Here is a 17,706-nt window from a genome sequence, read left to right as displayed (position 1 = left end):
GTGCCTCCCTCCTGCATAGGCGTGAGGTAGCGTGTCATCATGTTTGCTCGGAGATCCGCGTGTGACCTCTTCCTCGGATGAGCCGCAAGTGCCGCCCGCTGAGTCAGACAGGCTGACAGCGGGGGATGGACCGACGGAGTCGGCCGCCACGGCCGGTGATGCTCCGTCCTCTCATCAAGCCTCGTCTCCCGTCCCTTCGCCTTCACGGCGGCGGCGCTGGGGTCGAAGGCTCTTGATGGCGCTGGCGGTGCTGCTGGCGGTGCTGGCGATCGTGATCGGTGGCCTGCGCTGGTGGCTGACGACGCTGGAATCTCGCCGTGACGCGATCAGCGACTTCATCGCTACCCAGACCCATTCCAATGTCGGGATGTCATCGCTTGACGGGCGAATGGACTATCTCGACCCGGCCATCAAGCTCTCCGGTCTGAACCTCTTTCGGCCCGACGAGATGGAGGCGGCCCCGCTGTTGAGCGTGGAGCATCTCGAATCGCGGCTTGATGTGCTGTCCTCCCTGCGCCATCTGGCGCCCGTGTTTGACCGTGCGACCGCCACTGGCGTCATCGTTCACCTCTATCAGCATGACGATGGCAGCTGGGGCTGGCCGGGGCCGCCGCGCCCGCCTGAAGCCCTCGAGCCCAAGGGGCAGATGAGCCTGGAACAGCTCGAGCAGGGCCTGGCACTGCTGGCGCGTCAGCGCGTGAGGCTCGAGGATGTGCGTCTCGTGCTGCATGGACGCAACGATACGCTCAATCTGAACGCGGCCGAATTGTTGCTGGCCGGTGATGGTGAACGCGCTCATCTGGAGGGGCAGCTGCGCGTAGGGGAGTCGCCCCAGGCCGGCGTGAGTGCCGTGCTGGAAGTACTGCCCGGCGACGCGGGGCTCGCCGATTATTCCGCGCAGCTGCAGGTGGAGCTGGATGCCGGTGCACTGGCCAGTGTCGGGCGCCTGATCGGTGAGCGCGACAGCCTGATGCTGCGTGACGCTGATGGCAACGCCACGCTGTGGGCGCGCTGGCGAGAGGCACGGCTGGAAGATGCTCGCCTGCGTCTCGATCTCAATCGTCTGACGCTGGATCACGATGGCGCCATGCTGGCCCTCAAGGACATCCATGCGCGGGGGCAGTGGCTGCGGGATCTGTCGGGCGGGGATCGCTGGCAGGCGTGGCTCAATCAGCTCTCGGTGGGGGCTTCGCAGCTCGATGACGCCGTCGTGAGTGACGGTGAGGCACAGGCGGCCCAGCGCTCGGATGCTCCATCGGATTCAGATTCCGCTTCACAGGAGCCGCCTGCTCGATTGCAGGCCGCGCTTGCCAGCCTCCCTGAGCGTATCTCCCTGTCGGGGGATCTCGCCGATGGCAGTGTCTCGCTTGTGACCGGTCGCTTCGATCTGGCGCGGGTGGCGCGCTGGCGCAATGTGCTGGAGCTGGGCGAGCTGGGCGAGATACTTGAGTCACTCGATCCGCGTGGCACCGCCACCGGACTGTCCCTGTCACTGGCCAATATCGGCCTTGAAGCCCCGCTGAGCATGACGCTGGCGCTTGGCCTGACGGATACCGAGGTGGAACCCTGGGAGGGCGCTCCGGGGCTCGGGCCGCTGGCGGCGTGGGTCACGGCGCGGAGTCGTGATGAAGGGGGCATGCAGGGCAGTGTCACCTTCCAGGGAGCCCCCGGCATGCGATTCCATTTCCCGGAAGTCTTCGGTGACAGCTGGTCACTGGAGTCCGCGCAGGGGGTGGTGGACTGGCAGGTGGATGATGCCGGCAGCCAGATCAGCGGGCGTGATCTGGATATCTCGCGTCATGGCGCCAGGGTGACGGGACGCTTCGGGTTGCAGATTCCCACGGATGATGCGGACCGCTTCCAGCTGGATCTGGACATGCAGGATGTGGATGCTCGCAGCATCCCGCTGGCGGACTGGTTGCCGCTCAAGGTACTGGACCCCTCCCTGCGTGAATGGCTGACGCGTGATGTGGCAGGTGTCGTGCCAGAGGGTTCTCTGCATCTGGAGCAGGTCTGGGATGAGGACAATGGCGAGAATGGCTACGGCCCCGGGGACGCGATGGATCTCGAGCTTGCCATCGAGAACGGGCGGCTCGGCTATGTCGAGGGCTGGCCCGCGCTTGACGGCGTGAAGGGCAATCTCGAGCTGCATGACAATGATCTCACGGCCAGCGTCGAGTCGGCGTACTCACGGCCGGTCGCGCTGGGTAGCGCGCAGCGTCTGTCGGTGGATCAGGCCAAGGTCGACATGCACGATGACACCCTGGATATCCAGGGGGATGTCACGGGCAGTGTCGAGGCGCTGTTCGATCTGCTCTCGCATGCACCGCTCGAGGACACCGCGGAGCTTTTGGCCGAGTGGCAGGGCAAGGGCTCCGTGGCGGCGGCCATGAAGATTCGCGTACCGCTTGAAGATGCCGAGCAGGCGCGGGTGGAGGTGACGGGTAAGGTCGGTGAGAAGCAGGCGGCAAGCCTGGCCTTCCCCGGGCCGGGCATCGAGATCGCCGGCATTCGCGGCCCGCTGGCATTCGTGCATGACCCCACGCGTCCTGAAGGACAGCGCGAGCAATTGACCGGCGACCTGTCAGGGCAGCTGTTCGGTGGCGCGGTCAAGGCGGCACTCAATATCGGTCAGGCGGATTCGGCCAGCAAGGGGGCGGTGACCTTCAGTGGCCAGGCGCCGCTGGCACCGGTGCTGAGCTGGCTGGGGACTCCCGAGACGCTGCTCGGTGATGCGGCGCAGGATAGCCGTGCCGCACTGAATCAGGGAGATAGCCCGCGTGCGCTGGGCGGCACGTTCGATTATCAGGCGCGTCTGATGCTGCCCGAGGAGGGAGCCAGCCTGCAGCTGTCGAGTGATCTCAAGGGCGCGGCCATCAATCTGCCGGCCCCCTTCGGCAAGGCGCGTGACGAAGCCGCGGCGTTGTCGGTGGAGGTCGGGCTCGCCGAGGGCGGTGGCGATGTCGTGCTCGCCAATCGTGCCCGCGCTCGCTGGCAAGGCGGCAATACGCGTGATGATGGCAGCAAGGTGCCGATGACCGGCCAGCTGTGGCTGGAACGTTGGCCGAGCGACCCGCAATGGCCGTCCCGTACGGGGTGGGATATCGCCTGGCGGACGCCGACGCTGGCACCTGAGCTCTGGTCATCATGGGGCGGGGCGCTATCCGGCGCGAGTGGCGATGATGGAGCCAGTGGCAGCGGTGGCGATGCACTCAGCAAGCTGTCGCGGCTGCGCGTTGCCACCGATTGTCTGATGATCCAGGATCGGTGTACCGGCCCGATGACGCTTGAGGCAGCGCCTCGTCAGAGCTCTCAACAGCAAGCGCTGGGGCTGGCGGCCACTCTGGAGGGCAGGCTCGCCAGTGGGGAGCTCGTCTGGCAGTCCGGAGCCGCGCGGCCGTTGATTCTGGATCTCGATCATCTTGATCTCGACGCGCTGTGGCCGCCACAGACCCGGGAAACCCCCGAGCCTGCGCCAAGCAACTTCACCGAGGCCGTGGCCACCGGGGTCGAGCCGACTCCCTACCCAGCGGCGCTGGCCGAGCTGCCGGCAGGCAGCCTGCGCCTGGCACGTCTCATCTGGCGCGAGCAGCAGCTGGGGCCCATCAGTGCAGAGTGGCAGTCGGATCAACAGCGGCTGGTGGTGTCCCCCCTCGCCATTACCGTGGGCGACATGACGGCCCAGGGCAACATCACCTGGGAAGATGCCGGTGCCAACAGTCTGACGCGCGCTCGTCTTTCCGCGGATGGCAGCGATCTGGGCGGGCTGCTGGAGCGGTTGTCCCAGCCACGCGGCATCGAGGCCGAGCGCGCACGCGCCGAGGCCAAGCTGGCCTGGCCAGGGGCGCCGCAGGACTTTGCGCTGTCGCGCTCCAACGGGCGGCTCGAGGTCAAGCTGGACGACGGACGTTTCCTGAATCTCGGCTCGGCGTCCGCGCGGCTATTGGGGTTGGTCAACGTCGACAATCTGCTGCGTCGTCTGTCGCTGGATTTCTCGGATGTGACCGACAAGGGCACGGCCTTCGACAAGGTGCGGGGTGCCGCGACTCTCTTTGCGGGGCGTCTGGAAAGCGATGGCCCCTTGCGTATCGAGGCGCCGTCCACCACCGTGACGCTCAACGGGCAGGTTGACCTGCTTCGCGGTACCCTTGATCAACACATGGCCATCACGGTGCCGGTCAGTCAGAACCTGCCGTTGGCCGCCGTGCTGGCAGGCGCCCCCGCCGTGGGCGGTGCGCTGTTCGTGGCCGACAAGATCTTCGGTCGCTTCATCGACAAGGTGACGCAAATTCACTATCGGGTATCAGGCCCCTGGGGCGACCCGAACATTACTCTGGAAAGTGCCGAATGACGCAAAATGCGAGTTCCGGTCGCGTGCTCGACGATGCCGCGGCCCTGTTGCTGACCCCGGGCGGACTCAGCCTGGATGATCTGGATGCCGGCCTGGCACATGCCATGGGTCCGGGTACCGACTATGCCGACCTCTACTTCCAGCGTATCTGGCAGGAGAGCTGGGTGCTGGAAGATGGTGTCGTCAAGGACGCCAGCTATAACATCGATGGTGGCGTCGGCGTGCGCTCACTGGCGGGAGAGAAGACAGGCTTCGCCTATTCCAATCAGATCGATGCCGCCGCGCTTGCCGACACCGGTCGCACTGCCGCCGGCATCTCACGCAGTGGCAGCAATGGCACGGTCGCCCGTTCGATCATCACCGAGGCACCGTCCTTCTATTCCGGCATCGACCCGCTCAATGGCCTGAGTGCCGAGGACAAGGTCGCGTTGCTCAAGGAAGCGGACCGCATCGCCCGCGGCCTTGACCCTTCCATCAGTCAGGTCTCGGCCTCGCTGTCGGCGCTTTACGAGGTGGTGATGGTGCGTGCCAGTGATGGCACCCTGGCCGCGGACCTGCGTCCGCTGGTGCGCTTCAACATCAGCGTGATCGCGGTGCGCAATGGCCGTCGTGAGCGTGGCAGTGCCGGTGGCGGCGGACGCTTCCCGCTGACCCGTCTGCGTGACGACAACGTCGCCGAGCGCTACGCGCGGGAAGCCGTGCGTCAGGCACTGGTCAATCTCGAGGCCGTCGATGCGCCCGCCGGGCAGATGCCGGTGGTGCTGGGCAATGGCTGGCCGGGCGTGCTGCTGCACGAAGCGGTCGGTCATGGTCTGGAAGGGGATTTCAACCGCAAGGGCAGCTCCGCCTTCGCGGGGCGCATGGGCGAACAGGTCGCGGCGCGCGGCGTCACCGTGGTCGACGATGCGACGCTGGCGGACCGCCGTGGCTCGCTGTCGGTGGACGATGAAGGCACGCCGGGTCAGTACACGCCGCTGATCGAGGATGGCATCCTCACCGGTTACATGCAGGACAAGCTGAATGCCCGCCTGATGGGCATGGCGCCGACGGGCAATGCGCGTCGCGAGTCCTTTGCGCACCTGCCGATGCCCCGCATGACCAACACCTACATGCTGGGTGGCGATCGTGACCCGCAGGAGATCATCAAGAGCGTCAAGCGCGGCCTCTATGCGGTCAGCTTCGGCGGTGGCCAGGTGGACATCACCTCCGGGCGCTTCGTGTTCTCCGCAAGCGAAGCCTATCTGATCGAGGACGGCAAAGTGACCACACCGGTCAAGGGCGCGACCTTGATCGGCAACGGCCCGGAAGCCATGGGTCGCGTCTCGATGATCGGCAATGATCTCGAGCTGGATACCGGGGTCGGGGTCTGTGGCAAGGACGGTCAGTCGGTGCCGGTCGGGGTCGGCCAGCCGACGCTGAAGCTCGATGAGCTGACGGTCGGTGGCACCCAGTCATGAACCGGTGCGCTTGATCAGCAGAGAAGCGATATGACGACGCCGCCGTGGCAGGGCCGCGGCGGCGTCGATGAAGCGTGAGGTGTCAGAATTACAGATCGAGCTCGGCACGCAGCAGCCTGAAGAGCTTCTTGGCGCTGTTGGGCTGCTTGCCGGCATCACGCTCGGCGCGTGAATTGCGGATCAGCTGACGCAGTGCCTGGCGGTCCACCTCCGGGTAGTCCTCGACGAAGATCACGAAGGCTTCGTCGTCCTCGATCAGGCGATCGCGCCAGCGCTCCAGGCGCTGGAAGGAGGCATCCCGACGGATGCTCTGCTGCTCCATGCTCTGGAAGACGGCGTTGATGGCCTCGAGGTCTTCCTTGCGCATCAGCTTGCCGACGTACTGCATGTGACGGCGCAGGCCTTCATGACTGCGAATGCGTCCGCACTCATCGATGGCGGCCAGCATGTCATCGGAGAGCGGGAACTTGGCGCGCTGACCGGCCGGCATGTCGATGATCTTCTTGCCGAGGGCCTGAAGCTCGATCATTTCACGCTTCATCTGGGATTTGCTGGGACGCTCGACGAGCTCCTCAGGTCTTTCTTTACGCATGCCAATTCCAACGAGTCGGGGAAATTTGCGGCAGTATAGCACTGCCAGCGCCCCGTCTCCTCAGAAGGAGAACAACATGAGCCAGGCCTTTGATGCCGTTGCTCAGCAACAACTGCTGGAGCGCCGCGTCAGCGAAGCGCTCGAGCTGGCCCGCAGTCTGGGAGCCGATGCCTGTGAGGTGGGCGCCAGCGTCGATCAGGGCGTCAGCATCTCGGTGCGTGACGGAGAAGTCGAAACCGTCGAGCTGTCGCGTGACCAGGGGATCGGCGTGACCGTGTATCTGGGCAATCGCAAGGGCAGCGCGACCTCTTCCGACGCCGGTAGCGACTCGATTCGTGCCGCGGTCGAGAAAGCGGTCTCCATCGCTCATTACACCGGCGAGGACAGCTTTGCCGGATTGGCGCCGGCCGAACTGATGGCCACCGATTTCCCGGACCTTCAGGCGCATCACCCCTGGGCGATCAGCGTCGATGACGCGACGGATCTGGCGCTGGCGTGTGAGCGTGCCGGACTGGAAGTGGAAGGCATCGCGCAATCCGAAGGTGCCAGCTTCTCCAGTGGGGAAGGTGTGCAGGTCTACGGCAACAGCCACGGTTTCCTGGCCAGTCAGTGCGGCAGCCGACACTCGATGTCCTGCATGTTGATCGCCAGGGATGAACAGGGCATGCAGCGTGATTATGACTACACCAGCGTGCGCAACCCGGCCGACCTGCGCTCCCCGGAGGATGTGGGGCGTGAGGCTGCACGCCGCACGCTGGCACGCCTCAACGCGCGCAAGGTGGCGACGGGGCGCATGCCGGTCATGTTCGACCCGCAGATGTCGGCAGGCCTGGTAGGGCACTATCTGTCCGCCATCGCGGGTGGTTCGCTGTATCGTGAGTCCAGCTTCCTGTGCGACAGCCTGGGTCAGCCGCTGTTCCCTGACTGGTTCACCCTCGGCGAGAAGCCGCGTGAGGTGGGTGGCATGTCGAGTGCCGCCTTCGACAACGACGGTGTCGCCACGCGTGACAATGTCTACTTTGCCGACGGCAAGGTGCAGAGTTACATGCTGAGCGCCTACAGTGCTCGTCGTCTGGGCATGCAGACCACCGGCAACGCGGGCGGTGCGCGCAACGTGCGCATCACCGCGCCGCTGACCTCACGTGACGAGATGCTCAAGCAGATGGGCACCGGCGTGCTGGTGACCGAGCTGATGGGTCAGGGCGTCAACGGCGTGACCGGTGACTACTCGCGTGGCGCTTCGGGCTTCTGGGTCGAGAATGGCGAGATCCAGCACGCGGTCGAGGAGTTCACGATCGCCGGCAATCTGCGTGACATGGCCGCCAATCTGCTGGCGGTCGGTGATGATGTCGATACCCGGGGCAGCATCCACTCTGGCAGCTGGCTGATCGATGGCATGACCGTTGCCGGCATGTCCGAAGGTGAAGACGATGAGGTGGAAGGCTGATCGCTGACGCTTCTGTCTCTGCGCGAGAGTCCAGAAAACAACACGGCCGCTCCCTTGGGAGCGGCCGTGTTGTTTTCTGGAGCAGTCACTGGAATCCATCAGGCGTATTACAGATAGAGCCAGGTCGCCAGGCCCAGGAAGGCCATGAAGCCGATCACGTCGGTCACGGTGGTCAGGATCACGCTGCCGGAGAGGGCCGGGTCGATATTGAGCTTCTTGAGCAGTATCGGCAGCAATGTCCCGGTCACGGCCGCGATCAACAGATTGATCATGATGGCGGCACCGATGATGGCCCCCAGCTGGACATCACCGAACCAGACGATGGCGATCCCGGCGACCACCACCGCCCACAGCAGGCCATTGAGCCCCGCGACGATGATTTCGCGCTTGAGAAGCCAGCGCACGTTGCCACTCTTGACGTGTCCCAGTGCGATGCCGCGAATCAGTACCGTCAGTGCCTGTGAGCCGGCAATGCCGCCCATGCTGGCGACGATGGGCATCAGGACCGCCAGCGCGGTGATCTTCTGGATGGTGCCCTCGAACATCCCGATCACGGCGGACGCCATGAAGGCGGTCAGCAGGTTGATGCCAAGCCAGATGGCGCGACGCCAGGAGGTGCGCATCACCGGGGAGAAGGTATCTTCATCCTCGTCCATCCCCGCCATCGACATGACCTGGTGCTCGGCATCGCCGCGGATGACGTCGACCACGTCATCGATGGTGATGCGCCCGAGCAGATTGCCATCACCGCCGACGACAGGCGCCGAGATCAGGTCATGCTTCTCGAACAGCGAGGCGACCTCGCTCTCCGGCATCAATGCCGGAATCACCACGCTGTCGGTATCCATCACCTCGCGCACCGTGACACCGGGGTCAGAGACCAGCAGGCGGTTGATGGGCAGGGCGCCGATGAATTCATCGCGGCGCGAGACGACCAGCAGGGTGTCGGTGGAATCGGGAAGTCGCTCGTGACGGCGGATGTAACGCAACACGACATCCAGGGTGATGTCCGGACGGATGGTGATGGTGTCCGTGTTCATCAAGCCGCCGGCAGTGTCCTCGGGATAGGACAGCACCGTCTCGACCCGCTGGCGTTCCTGCGCCTCCATGGAGTCGAGGACTTCGAGAATCACGGCATTCGGAAGCCGCTGGAGGATGTCGGCGACATCATCCGGTTCCAGATTCTCGGTGGCGGCCAGGACGTCCTCGGCATCCATGTCCTTGAGGAAGTCGCTCTGGATATCCTCGCCAAGGTATTGGAGCACATCGCCCTGAAGTTCGGCGTCGACCAGCTCCCAGAGCAGGTTGCGCTCCTTGGGGGGGGAGGATTCCAGCAAGTGGGCCACGTCCACCGGTGCCAGGCCGCGATTCAGCATGCGCCTTGCCTGATCCAGCTCGCCACTTTCCAGTGCCTGTGACAGGCGATCAAGTCTTGGCTTGAGTTTGCGTGACGTCTTGCTCATCTGTCGGCTTCCCCTGTCGACATGAAGGACAGCGTTGATTCTACCATTGGCGCAGGGGGGCGCGTCGACAAAAGAAAACACTGTTTCTTATCGATAGGGCAATCAGCGCGGAAAAAGTGGCAGAAAGCCGGCGGGCGGGGGATGTCAGACGGGGTGCGGCGGCGTCATTCTTCCTCTTCGAAGCGCGCCTCGAACAGGGACTCGATCGCAGACAGGGCCTCATCTGCCTGTTCGCCCTCGACATCGATGATCAGCGCCGTGCCACACGGGGCTGCCAGCATCAGCAGCGCCATGACGTTGGCCGCGTTGGCGCGTCGCTCACCGTGACTGACCATGACCGTGGCCTCGAAGGGCGCACAGCAGTTGACCAGCTTGGTGGCAGCGCGAGCATGCAGCCCGCGCTTGTTGGTCAGAACCAGTTCACGACTGGGCATCGTGTGACTCCTGACGGGTATCGCTGATCGCTAGGGCCGTATGGATCCCCAGCTCCCGGTGGCGTAGACGCACTTCCGGAAGCTGCTTGGCGAAATGTTCGGCCAGCTGCTCGCAGAGATAGACGCTGCGATGCTGGCCGCCGGTACAGCCCACCGAAACGGTCAGGTAGCTGCGATTGCTGGCCTGATAGGCGGGCAGCCAGCGTTCCAGCCAGCCGGCGATGTCATCCTGCATTGCCTTGACGTCCGGGTAGCGCTGCAGGAATTCCGCCACGCTGTCATCACGACCGGTATCGCTGCGCAGATTGATGTCCCAGTAGGGGTTGGGCAGGCAGCGGGCATCGAACACCATGTCGGCATCGGTCGGCACGCCATGCTTGAAGCCGAAGGACTCGAAGGTGAGTGTCAGATGACGAGAGCTATGCTGTGCGACCTGTTCGGTGATGCGCGAGCGCAGGTCATGCACGCTGAGGTTGGTCGAGTCGATGACCAGATCCGCCTTCTGACGAATCGGGGCCAGTGTCTGCTGCTCGATCTCGATGGCCTCGGCCAGCGTGCGGTCATTGTCGCGGGTCAGCGGATGACGGCGGCGGGTCGCGGAATAGCGTTCGAGCAGGACACGGGAGTCCGTGGTCAGGTAGACGACCTGCACATCCATGCCGCTCTGACGAACGCTGTCGAGCAGTTCGGGGAAGCGACTCAGGGCATCGGGGAGGTTGCGCGCGTCAATGGAGACCGCGATGCGCCGGCGGGTGGGGCTGTCCTTTTCCAGCTGCTCGACCAATGGTGCCAGCAGCATGCCGGGCAGATTGTCGATGGCATAGTAGCCAATGTCTTCCAGCGCCTGGAGGGCAATCGATTTGCCGGAACCGGAGCGACCACTGATGATCACGATCTTCATGGAGTGCTCTCCCAGGGCGAGGTCAGCATGAGGTGAAAGCGGAGGGTGCCTGAGGCCAGTCAGCGACAAGCCCGGAGCGAGTCCGGGCTTGCAGGTTCAGCGCGCCGGCAATTCGGCGATGGCCGAGGTCAGGGCATCGAACAATGCTCGCTGACTGTCTGCCTGGCGCAATGCTGCCCGGTTGGTGGGCGAGTTGAGCAGTTCCGCCACCTGGCCGAGCAGAGTGAGATGGGTGTCATCTGCCTCCTCGGGGACCAGCAGCACGAACAGCAGATCGATGGGTTCGCCATCGATGGCGTCAAAGTCGATGGGGTCACCGAGCTTCATGAACGCCGCGATGGGGGTCTTGCAGTGTGGACTGCGTGCATGTGGCACGGCCACGCCGTGGCCGATGCCCGTCGAACCCAGTCTCTCGCGCCCGATCAGGCGCGAGAAGACTTCTTGGCTGTCCAGGCTGGGAATGTTCTGAGCAATGAAGGTGCTGAAGAATTCCAGCACCCGCTTCTTGCTCCCCCCGGGGACGCCGTAGAGCGTGCGCTCGGGGGGAAGGATCTGATCAAGTGTCATGGCAGAAGGTCAACGGGTCCCGGTGCCCTGAGAGCGAGCCTGGGACTTTTCCTTGTGTTTGACCAGCTGGCGGTCCAGCTTGTCGGCGAGCGCGTCGATGGCAGCGTACATGTTGGGGTCTTCTGCCAGGGCATGGAGGTCGGCGCCAGCGGCGTGCAGGGTGCAGGCAGCCTGTTGGCGTTCCTTCTCGATCGACAGTGTCACCTGAACATTGGTGATGTTGTCGTAATGCCGTTCGAGGCGAGCGAGCTTCTCGTTGACATAATCGCGGAGAGGATCGGTGAGTTCCACATGATGCCCGGTGATATTCACTTGCATGGACACGCTCCTTTATCCAGCGGGTTGCCTTTGAATTGTAACCCTTTTTGACTGCGAGCAAACCCTGATTGAACGCGCGGCCACTTTCTGACTCCGGCCATGGTCTCGTGGCGATCATCTGCTGGCGAGAGCGGCGGTGCCGGTGTACCGAGCGTCTACCCCGACAATGCCCAAGCTTTGAACAAAGATCAACGCTGCGCTGCATCGTGGGGCAAGGCTTGTCTTCAACCCAGCGAGGGATATCAGCAGGTTCTTCATGAGCATCGCCTCGCATCACGGACGGAATGGGGCTCGAGAAACCGGCCGTTTGTGGCCAATGTCAGCATTTACGTCGACGTTCGTGTGGCAGGAGTCGGTGGCGACCCCTGGCTATCTGTCCGTGGGATGTGAGGGAAAAAGAAAGCACTCTGGAGAAAAGTGGCTGGAAAAATAGGCAATTGGGGCGTGAAGTCACTCACGCAGTCGCAAGGACAGGCATTGCCAACCGGTATTCAGACGACCGATTGGCAGATGATGCCAGGATGGCAGGTGCAAGGGGGCGAGCTTCAGCGCTCCGACGTGTGGAGCCCGCTGGCCTGCGGGTATCCGTTGTCGAGACTCACGCCAAGCGCTTGCGCTCGCTGGAGGAGGGGATGCCCATGGCCTCGCGATACTTGGCGACCGTCCGGCGCGCTACCTCGATGCCATCACTGGCCAGCAGATCCACCAGGCGTGAGTCGGACAATGGCTTGCGCGCCGGTTCTTCCGAGATCAGCTTGCGAATGCGCGCACGGATCGCGGTGCTGGAGTGCGCGTCACCGTTGCCGCTGCCACCCACCTGACTCGAGAAGAAGAACTTGAGTTCGAACACGCCTCTCGGGGTGTGGATATATTTCTGGGTGGTCACCCGCGAGATGGTGGATTCGTGCATCTCGACCACTTCCGCGATGTTGGCAAGGATCAGCGGCTTCATGCCTTCTTCCCCCTGCTCGAGGAAGTCGATCTGGCGCGCCATGATCTCGCGGCCCACCTTGAGCAGGGTGTCATTGCGTGAGGACAGGCTCTTCATCAGCCAGCGGGCTTCCTGAAGATTGTCCTTGAGGAAGGTGTTGTCCGCGGACTTGTCGGCCCGCTTGATGAGGGCGGCATATTCCGGCTGGATACGCAGCTTGGGCAGCGCTTCCGGGTTGAGTTCGACCTGCCAGCCGTGACGCGTATGACGGACCAGCAGGTCCGGGATGACGTAATCACTGGCAGGCTCGCCCCAGGCGGACGCCGGGCGCGGGTCGAGCGCCCGTACCAGACGAATGACGTGATCCAGCTCATCATCATCCAGGCTCAGGCGACGCTTGAGCAGCTTGCGATCGTCATTGCCCAGTGCCTCGAGGAATTGCCGCACCAGACGGCGGGCCTGGGCCAGCAGCGGCAGATCGTCCGGCAGCAGGGCCAGCTGAAGCAGCAGACATTCGCGCAGGTCTCGAGCGAACACACCGGTGGGATCGAACTGCTGAAGGCGCAGCAGGACCTGCTCGAGTTCCGACGCCTTGAGGCCGGGCAGTCCCTGACCTCGCAGGCCATCGACCAGTTCGTCCAGGCTCATGCTCAGGTAGCCGGCCCCATCCACCGCATCGATCAGACTCTCCGCCATCTGCCGTTCACGCGCATCGAGGTCCGTCATCGCCAGCTGCCAGCGCAGATGGTCCTGCAGGCTTTCGACACTGGTGTTGCGATCGAAGTCCGGCCCGTCCTCGCTCGAGCTTCCGCTGCCGGAACTGGTCAGGCTGCCTGCGTGATCCTGGTAGAGGTCCGACCAGTCACTGTCGAGAGGGTATTCTTCAGGAATCTCGCTGTTGGTCTCGGAGGTGGAGATCTCGCTCTTGTCCTGTGTCTCCGCGACATCCAGCGACTCGTATTCCTCGTCAAGCTCCAGCATGGGGTTTGACTCAAGCGCCTGCTGTATCTCCTGACGCAGGTCCAGCGTCGACAACTGCAGCAGCTGGATCGCTTGCTGAAGTTGCGGGGTCATGGTCAGGGAAGTGCCGAGTCGAAGCTGCAAGGTGGGTTTCATGGGGTCTGTCATTCACGGCAAAGGAACGTGCATCTACGCTATACCGTGGGTCGGGGCACTGACAAGGGGCAGTCGAGAATATTCAAGCAACTTGCATGCCATGTTGCCACCAAGGTGGTATGGACGTCATGCATTCGAGTGAGGTGTGGCAGAGCAGGAGGGTTCACGGGGAGATCACGCAAGCGCCTGTCGAGGCGCTTGCGTGAGGGGGCGGGGAACGAGGCCCCGACAGTGAAGCAGGAAGTGGCGGGTGCTGGAGGGTGCTGGTGAGAGCAGAAGAGGTCGGACGGCTCTCGTCAGGCTGACGGCTCTTACCAGGCTGACGGCTCTTACCAGGCTGACGGCACTCTCGGGCTAGAGCTTGAACTCATGGCCCAGGTAGACATCACGCACCTGCTGGTTGGCGAGGATGGTGTCGGCGTCGCCATGCGCGATGATCTGGCCATCGCCCACGATGTAGGCGGTATCGCAGATGTCGAGTGTCTCGCGCACGTTGTGATCGGTGATCAGCACCCCGATGCCGCGGTCACGCAGCTGGCGCACGATGCTCTTGATCTCGCCCACCGAGATGGGGTCCACGCCGGCAAACGGCTCATCGAGCAGCACGAAGTCTGGCTCGGTGGCCAGTGCGCGAGCGATCTCCACGCGGCGGCGCTCCCCGCCGGAAAGGCTCATGCCGGCACTGTCACGAATATGCGTGATGCTGAACTCGTTGAGCAGCTCCTCCAGGCGTGCCTTGCGTCCGTTGCGATCCAGGTCCTTGCGCGTCTCGAGGATCGCCATGATGTTGTCGGATACCGAGAGCTTGCGGAAGATCGAGGCTTCCTGGGGCAGATAGCCGATGCCGGCGCGAGCCCGCTGATGCATGGCGGCGCCGGACAGGTCGTGGTCATCGATGGTCACGCTACCGGCATCCGAGCGCACGAGGCCGACGATCATGTAGAACGAGGTCGTCTTGCCGGCCCCGTTGGGGCCCAGCAGGCCTACGATGTCACCCTGGCGGATTTCCAGCGAGATGTCCTTGACGACCTTGCGACCCTTGTAGGCCTTGGCCAGATGACGAGCGCTGAGAGTACGTGGGCTGGCAGCAGTCATGCTCATTGATCCTTGCTGGCATTGGCGCCACGTGGCGTCAGGGTCATGTGGACGCGTGACCCCTCGGAGGATGAGGCATCGCTGCCATTGCTGGCATTGACCTGGCGCTTGTCCAGGAAGTATTCCACGTAGCCACCTTCGAAGGTGTCGTCGCCTTTCTCCAGACGGGCATCGCCGACCAGTTCCACCCGACGCTCCAGCGCGTGGTAGCGAATGGTATTCGCCCAGCCCTTGACCAGTCGCTCGTCGGTATCGGGTTTCTGCTCCATGTAGGCGCGCTGGCCGGTGGCCTTGACCAGGGAAATCTCGCCGCTGTCGGCGCGACTGATGTCCACGCGCGCGGCATCCAGCTTCATGCTGCCCTGGCGCATTTCCACGCGACCGGTATAGGTGGCCGTGCCGGCCTTGTCATCCAGTGACAGTGAGTCGGCGGCAATGTTGATCGGCTGGTTGGCATCGCTGTCCAGCGCCAGTGCGGTCGGGGAAAGCGTCGTCATGCCAAGTGCCAGGCCAAGGGCCATGACACCGGGTCTGAGTGTCTGGCGCCAGACCGTCAAGGGCGTGAGAGTCGTTGAAGTCATGGAGTGCTCCTTGGCAGAACTGGTAAGGCTTCACGATCACTCAGGCCATCGTGAAGCGGAAATCGGGGAGAGAGGATTCGGCGCATGCAGGGGCGCGCTCACTGATCCTGGGCCGGCGCGGCATCGAAGGTGCTGGAGACGCGGCCATCATCGTCACGGGTGGTGTCATTGCCGGTGTCGAGAGTCTCGGCTTCCCGAGCGGCATCGCTCTTGCCCTTGCCGGGTTGCAGGGTGCTGCGGACGCGGCCTTCCAGCTGGGCGGAATCCTGAGAGAGGTCAGCGCTGAAGCGGTCACTCTCGACGCGTTGACCATTCTGGGTGATCACCACCGGCACGTCACTCCAGGCACGGTTCTGCTCACGACTGTAATGCAGCACGTCGGTGTCCAGTGTCCAGGCATCCGAAGGCTGGCGCAGTCGGGCATTGCCTTCGAGAGTGAAGGTGTCGCCGCCGGCGCTCAACACGCCACTGTCACCCGTGGCGTACCAGCGACGGTCTTCGCTGTCGTTGGTCCGGATCTTCGGTGCCTGCGCACGCGTCACGTCATCGCCTGGCGTGTGTTCGATGTGCGGGGAGGTCATCGACTGGATCGACACTCCCCGCGCATCGAAGCGCGTCATGTCAGCCCCCTCGAGATAGTAATCCGGCTCATCACTGCTGGCGTCGACATCCACTGTCGACTCCAGACTGTTGCGCTGCTCGATCAGGGCCATGACGCCGCCGACCAGCAGGAGCAGCAGCATCAGCCACAGGCGCGGAGAGGGACGGGGCAGACGTGGCATCAGGCGCGCGACTCCTGCAGATAGGTATCCAGCACCGAGGCCCAGTGGCCCTGTGCCTTGAGCAGCAGATCACAGATCTCGCGCACGGCACCATCACCGCCCTGACGCGTGGTCACCCAATTGGCTTCACTCATCACATAGGGCATGGCGTTGGGAACGCTGACCCCCAGACCGACGCGACGGATGGCTTCGCGATCCGGCAGGTCATCTCCGCAGTAGGCCACGTCATCCAGCGCGATATCGTGCTCGCGACACAGGTTGGTCAGCGCGACCAGCTTGTCCTCGCGGCCCTGAATGACGTCCTGGATACCCAGCTCCTTGGCGCGACGTTCCACCATCGGCGAGCTGCGACCCGTGATCAAGGCGACCCGGATACCGCTGCGCAGGATCAGCTTGAGGCCGTGGCCATCCTGGACATGGAAGCTCTTGGTTTCCACGCCATTGGCATCGTAGTGCAGCCGGTTGTCCGTCAGCACGCCGTCCACATCCAGCGCCAGCAGGCGCACGCGACGTGAGCGGTCGATGATGTCCTGGGGGTAGTCCTCCGCCAGGGAAGTGATGTCATTCATGGTCTTTCTCCTCGCATTCCGTGCATGCGTGACGCATTCCTGTAGGCGACGACCGCCAACGGCTGCGTGCTGCCCTCGCCAGACTCACGGGACTGTCGTGCAGAGACAGCAATCCCGCGGGGGAGTTCAGATCACGCCGCTGGCCAGCAGGCCGTGCATGTGGATGGCGCCGATCGGGTGCTCATCCTCGTCACAGACTACCAGAACGCTGATGCGGTTTTCTTCCATGATGCGCACCGCCTCGGCGGCCAGCATGCTGGAACGGATGGTCTTGCCACCGCGCGTCATGACGTCATCGACCTTGAGCGCACGCAGATCGCCGTGCTGGTCCAGGGTGCGGCGCAGATCCCCATCGGTATAGACGCCGACCAGATGCTCGTCCTCGTCGATCACGCAGGTGAACCCCATGCCCTGGCGGGTGATCTCGAGCAGCGCATCGCGCAGCGGGCTGCCCAGCGCCACGCGTGGCAGGGCATCGCCTTGATGCATGACGTCCTGGACGCGCAGCAGCAGTCGCCGCCCCAGACTGCCACCGGGATGAGAGAGTGCGAACTCCTCGGCGGTGAAGCCGCGGGCTTCCAGCAGTGCCACGGCCAGCGCATCCCCCATCACCAGTGCGGCGGTCGTGGAGGCCGTCGGTGCCAGGTTCAGCGGACAGGCCTCCTGGGCGACGCTGGTGTCCAGGTGTGCGTCTGCATCACGCGCGAGCGTCGAGCCGGGCTTGCCGGTCATCGAGACCAGCGGCGTCCCCATGCGCTTGAGCAGTGGCAGCAGGGCGGTGACTTCGGCGGTTTCACCGGAATTGGACAGTGCCAGCACCGTGTCCGACGAGGTGATCATGCCGAGATCCCCATGGCTGGCTTCGCCGGGATGCACGAAGAACGCCGGCGTGCCGGTGCTGGCCAGAGTCGCCGCGATCTTGCTGGCGATATGGCCGGATTTCCCCATGCCGGTGACGATCACCCGACCCTTGGTCGCCATCATCAGCTGGCAGGCACGATCGAACTCTGCATCCAGCTGGTGCTCCAGTGCCGCGATGGCGGCGCCCTCGATCGCGAAGGTGCGTCGGGCGCTGGCGCGGAAATCCGCCTGCATGGCGGCG

15 protein-coding genes are annotated in these 17,706 nt (G+C 63.9%); 3 read left to right on the top strand and 12 right to left on the bottom strand.

What is annotated here, in order from left to right:
- Positions 1-235 precede the first annotated feature (235 nt).
- Together QD172_RS05505 and tldD are read left to right on the top strand one after the other, a co-directional pair.
- Positions 236-4,351 carry an AsmA-like C-terminal region-containing protein gene (locus QD172_RS05505; RefSeq protein WP_279855191.1) on the top strand — a complete coding sequence of 1,372 codons (4,116 nt, stop codon included), beginning with the start codon at positions 236-238 and terminating at the stop codon, positions 4,349-4,351.
- Positions 4,348-5,808: a metalloprotease TldD gene (tldD, locus tag QD172_RS05500; RefSeq protein WP_176502835.1), complete on the top strand. Its 1,461-nt coding sequence runs from the start codon at positions 4,348-4,350 to the stop codon at positions 5,806-5,808. The genes QD172_RS05505 and tldD overlap by 4 nt, the downstream gene beginning before the upstream one ends.
- Positions 5,809-5,896: 88 nt before the next feature.
- Here tldD and yjgA read toward each other — a convergent pair whose 3' ends face one another.
- The gene (gene yjgA, locus QD172_RS05495) at positions 5,897-6,400 is read right to left on the bottom strand and encodes a ribosome biogenesis factor YjgA (protein WP_077371567.1); all 504 of its coding nucleotides are present in this window, start codon (positions 6,398-6,400) and stop codon (positions 5,897-5,899) included.
- Positions 6,401-6,476: 76 nt separating this feature from the next.
- Between yjgA and pmbA the strand changes: the two genes are divergently transcribed.
- A complete protein-coding gene (gene pmbA, locus QD172_RS05490; protein ID WP_176492880.1) occupies positions 6,477-7,847 on the top strand; it encodes a metalloprotease PmbA in 1,371 nt (456 codons plus the stop codon).
- 107 nt (positions 7,848-7,954) lie between these two features.
- Here the strand turns inward: pmbA and mgtE are convergent, their stop codons facing one another.
- The 11 genes from mgtE to QD172_RS05435 form a co-directional block, all read right to left on the bottom strand.
- Positions 7,955-9,310, bottom strand: a complete 1,356-nt coding sequence (gene mgtE, locus QD172_RS05485) for a magnesium transporter (protein WP_077371573.1) — start codon at positions 9,308-9,310, stop codon at positions 7,955-7,957.
- A gap of 164 nt (positions 9,311-9,474) precedes the next feature.
- Positions 9,475-9,744 carry an HPr family phosphocarrier protein gene (locus QD172_RS05480; protein ID WP_077371575.1) on the bottom strand — a complete coding sequence of 90 codons (270 nt, stop codon included), beginning with the start codon at positions 9,742-9,744 and terminating at the stop codon, positions 9,475-9,477.
- A complete protein-coding gene (gene rapZ / locus QD172_RS05475) occupies positions 9,731-10,645 on the bottom strand; it encodes an RNase adapter RapZ (protein ID WP_077371578.1) in 915 nt (304 codons plus the stop codon). The genes QD172_RS05480 and rapZ overlap by 14 nt, the downstream gene beginning before the upstream one ends.
- Before the next feature lie 96 nt (positions 10,646-10,741).
- Complete coding sequence (locus QD172_RS05470; RefSeq protein ID WP_084209227.1) at positions 10,742-11,212, bottom strand: PTS sugar transporter subunit IIA; 471 nt, start codon at positions 11,210-11,212, stop codon at positions 10,742-10,744.
- Positions 11,213-11,221: 9 nt separating this feature from the next.
- Positions 11,222-11,530 (bottom strand): ribosome-associated translation inhibitor RaiA, encoded by a 309-nt coding sequence (raiA, locus tag QD172_RS05465; RefSeq protein ID WP_043332555.1) that lies wholly within the window; start codon positions 11,528-11,530, stop codon positions 11,222-11,224.
- A gap of 598 nt (positions 11,531-12,128) precedes the next feature.
- A complete protein-coding gene (locus QD172_RS05460) occupies positions 12,129-13,577 on the bottom strand; it encodes an RNA polymerase factor sigma-54 (RefSeq protein ID WP_077371583.1) in 1,449 nt (482 codons plus the stop codon).
- A 354-nt stretch (positions 13,578-13,931) separates the two neighbouring features.
- The gene (gene lptB / locus QD172_RS05455; RefSeq protein ID WP_077371586.1) at positions 13,932-14,678 is read right to left on the bottom strand and encodes an LPS export ABC transporter ATP-binding protein; all 747 of its coding nucleotides are present in this window, start codon (positions 14,676-14,678) and stop codon (positions 13,932-13,934) included.
- Complete coding sequence (gene lptA, locus QD172_RS05450) at positions 14,675-15,253, bottom strand: lipopolysaccharide transport periplasmic protein LptA (protein ID WP_279855190.1); 579 nt, start codon at positions 15,251-15,253, stop codon at positions 14,675-14,677. Before lptA ends, lptB begins: the two co-directional genes overlap by 4 nt.
- Before the next feature lie 98 nt (positions 15,254-15,351).
- A complete protein-coding gene (gene lptC / locus QD172_RS05445) occupies positions 15,352-16,035 on the bottom strand; it encodes an LPS export ABC transporter periplasmic protein LptC (RefSeq protein WP_279855189.1) in 684 nt (227 codons plus the stop codon).
- Complete coding sequence (locus QD172_RS05440) at positions 16,035-16,604, bottom strand: HAD hydrolase family protein (RefSeq protein ID WP_077371591.1); 570 nt, start codon at positions 16,602-16,604, stop codon at positions 16,035-16,037. The genes lptC and QD172_RS05440 overlap by 1 nt, the downstream gene beginning before the upstream one ends.
- Before the next feature lie 126 nt (positions 16,605-16,730).
- The gene (locus QD172_RS05435) at positions 16,731-17,699 is read right to left on the bottom strand and encodes a KpsF/GutQ family sugar-phosphate isomerase (RefSeq protein WP_218015045.1); all 969 of its coding nucleotides are present in this window, start codon (positions 17,697-17,699) and stop codon (positions 16,731-16,733) included.
- Between the last annotated feature and the right edge of the window lie 7 nt (positions 17,700-17,706).

It is taken from the genome of Cobetia sp. 10Alg 146, from assembly GCF_029846385.1.
GTDB lineage: Bacteria > Pseudomonadota > Gammaproteobacteria > Pseudomonadales > Halomonadaceae > Cobetia > Cobetia marina.
Note: the sequence above shows the minus strand (reverse complement) of the source record. Positions and strands in the feature narration are given on the sequence as shown.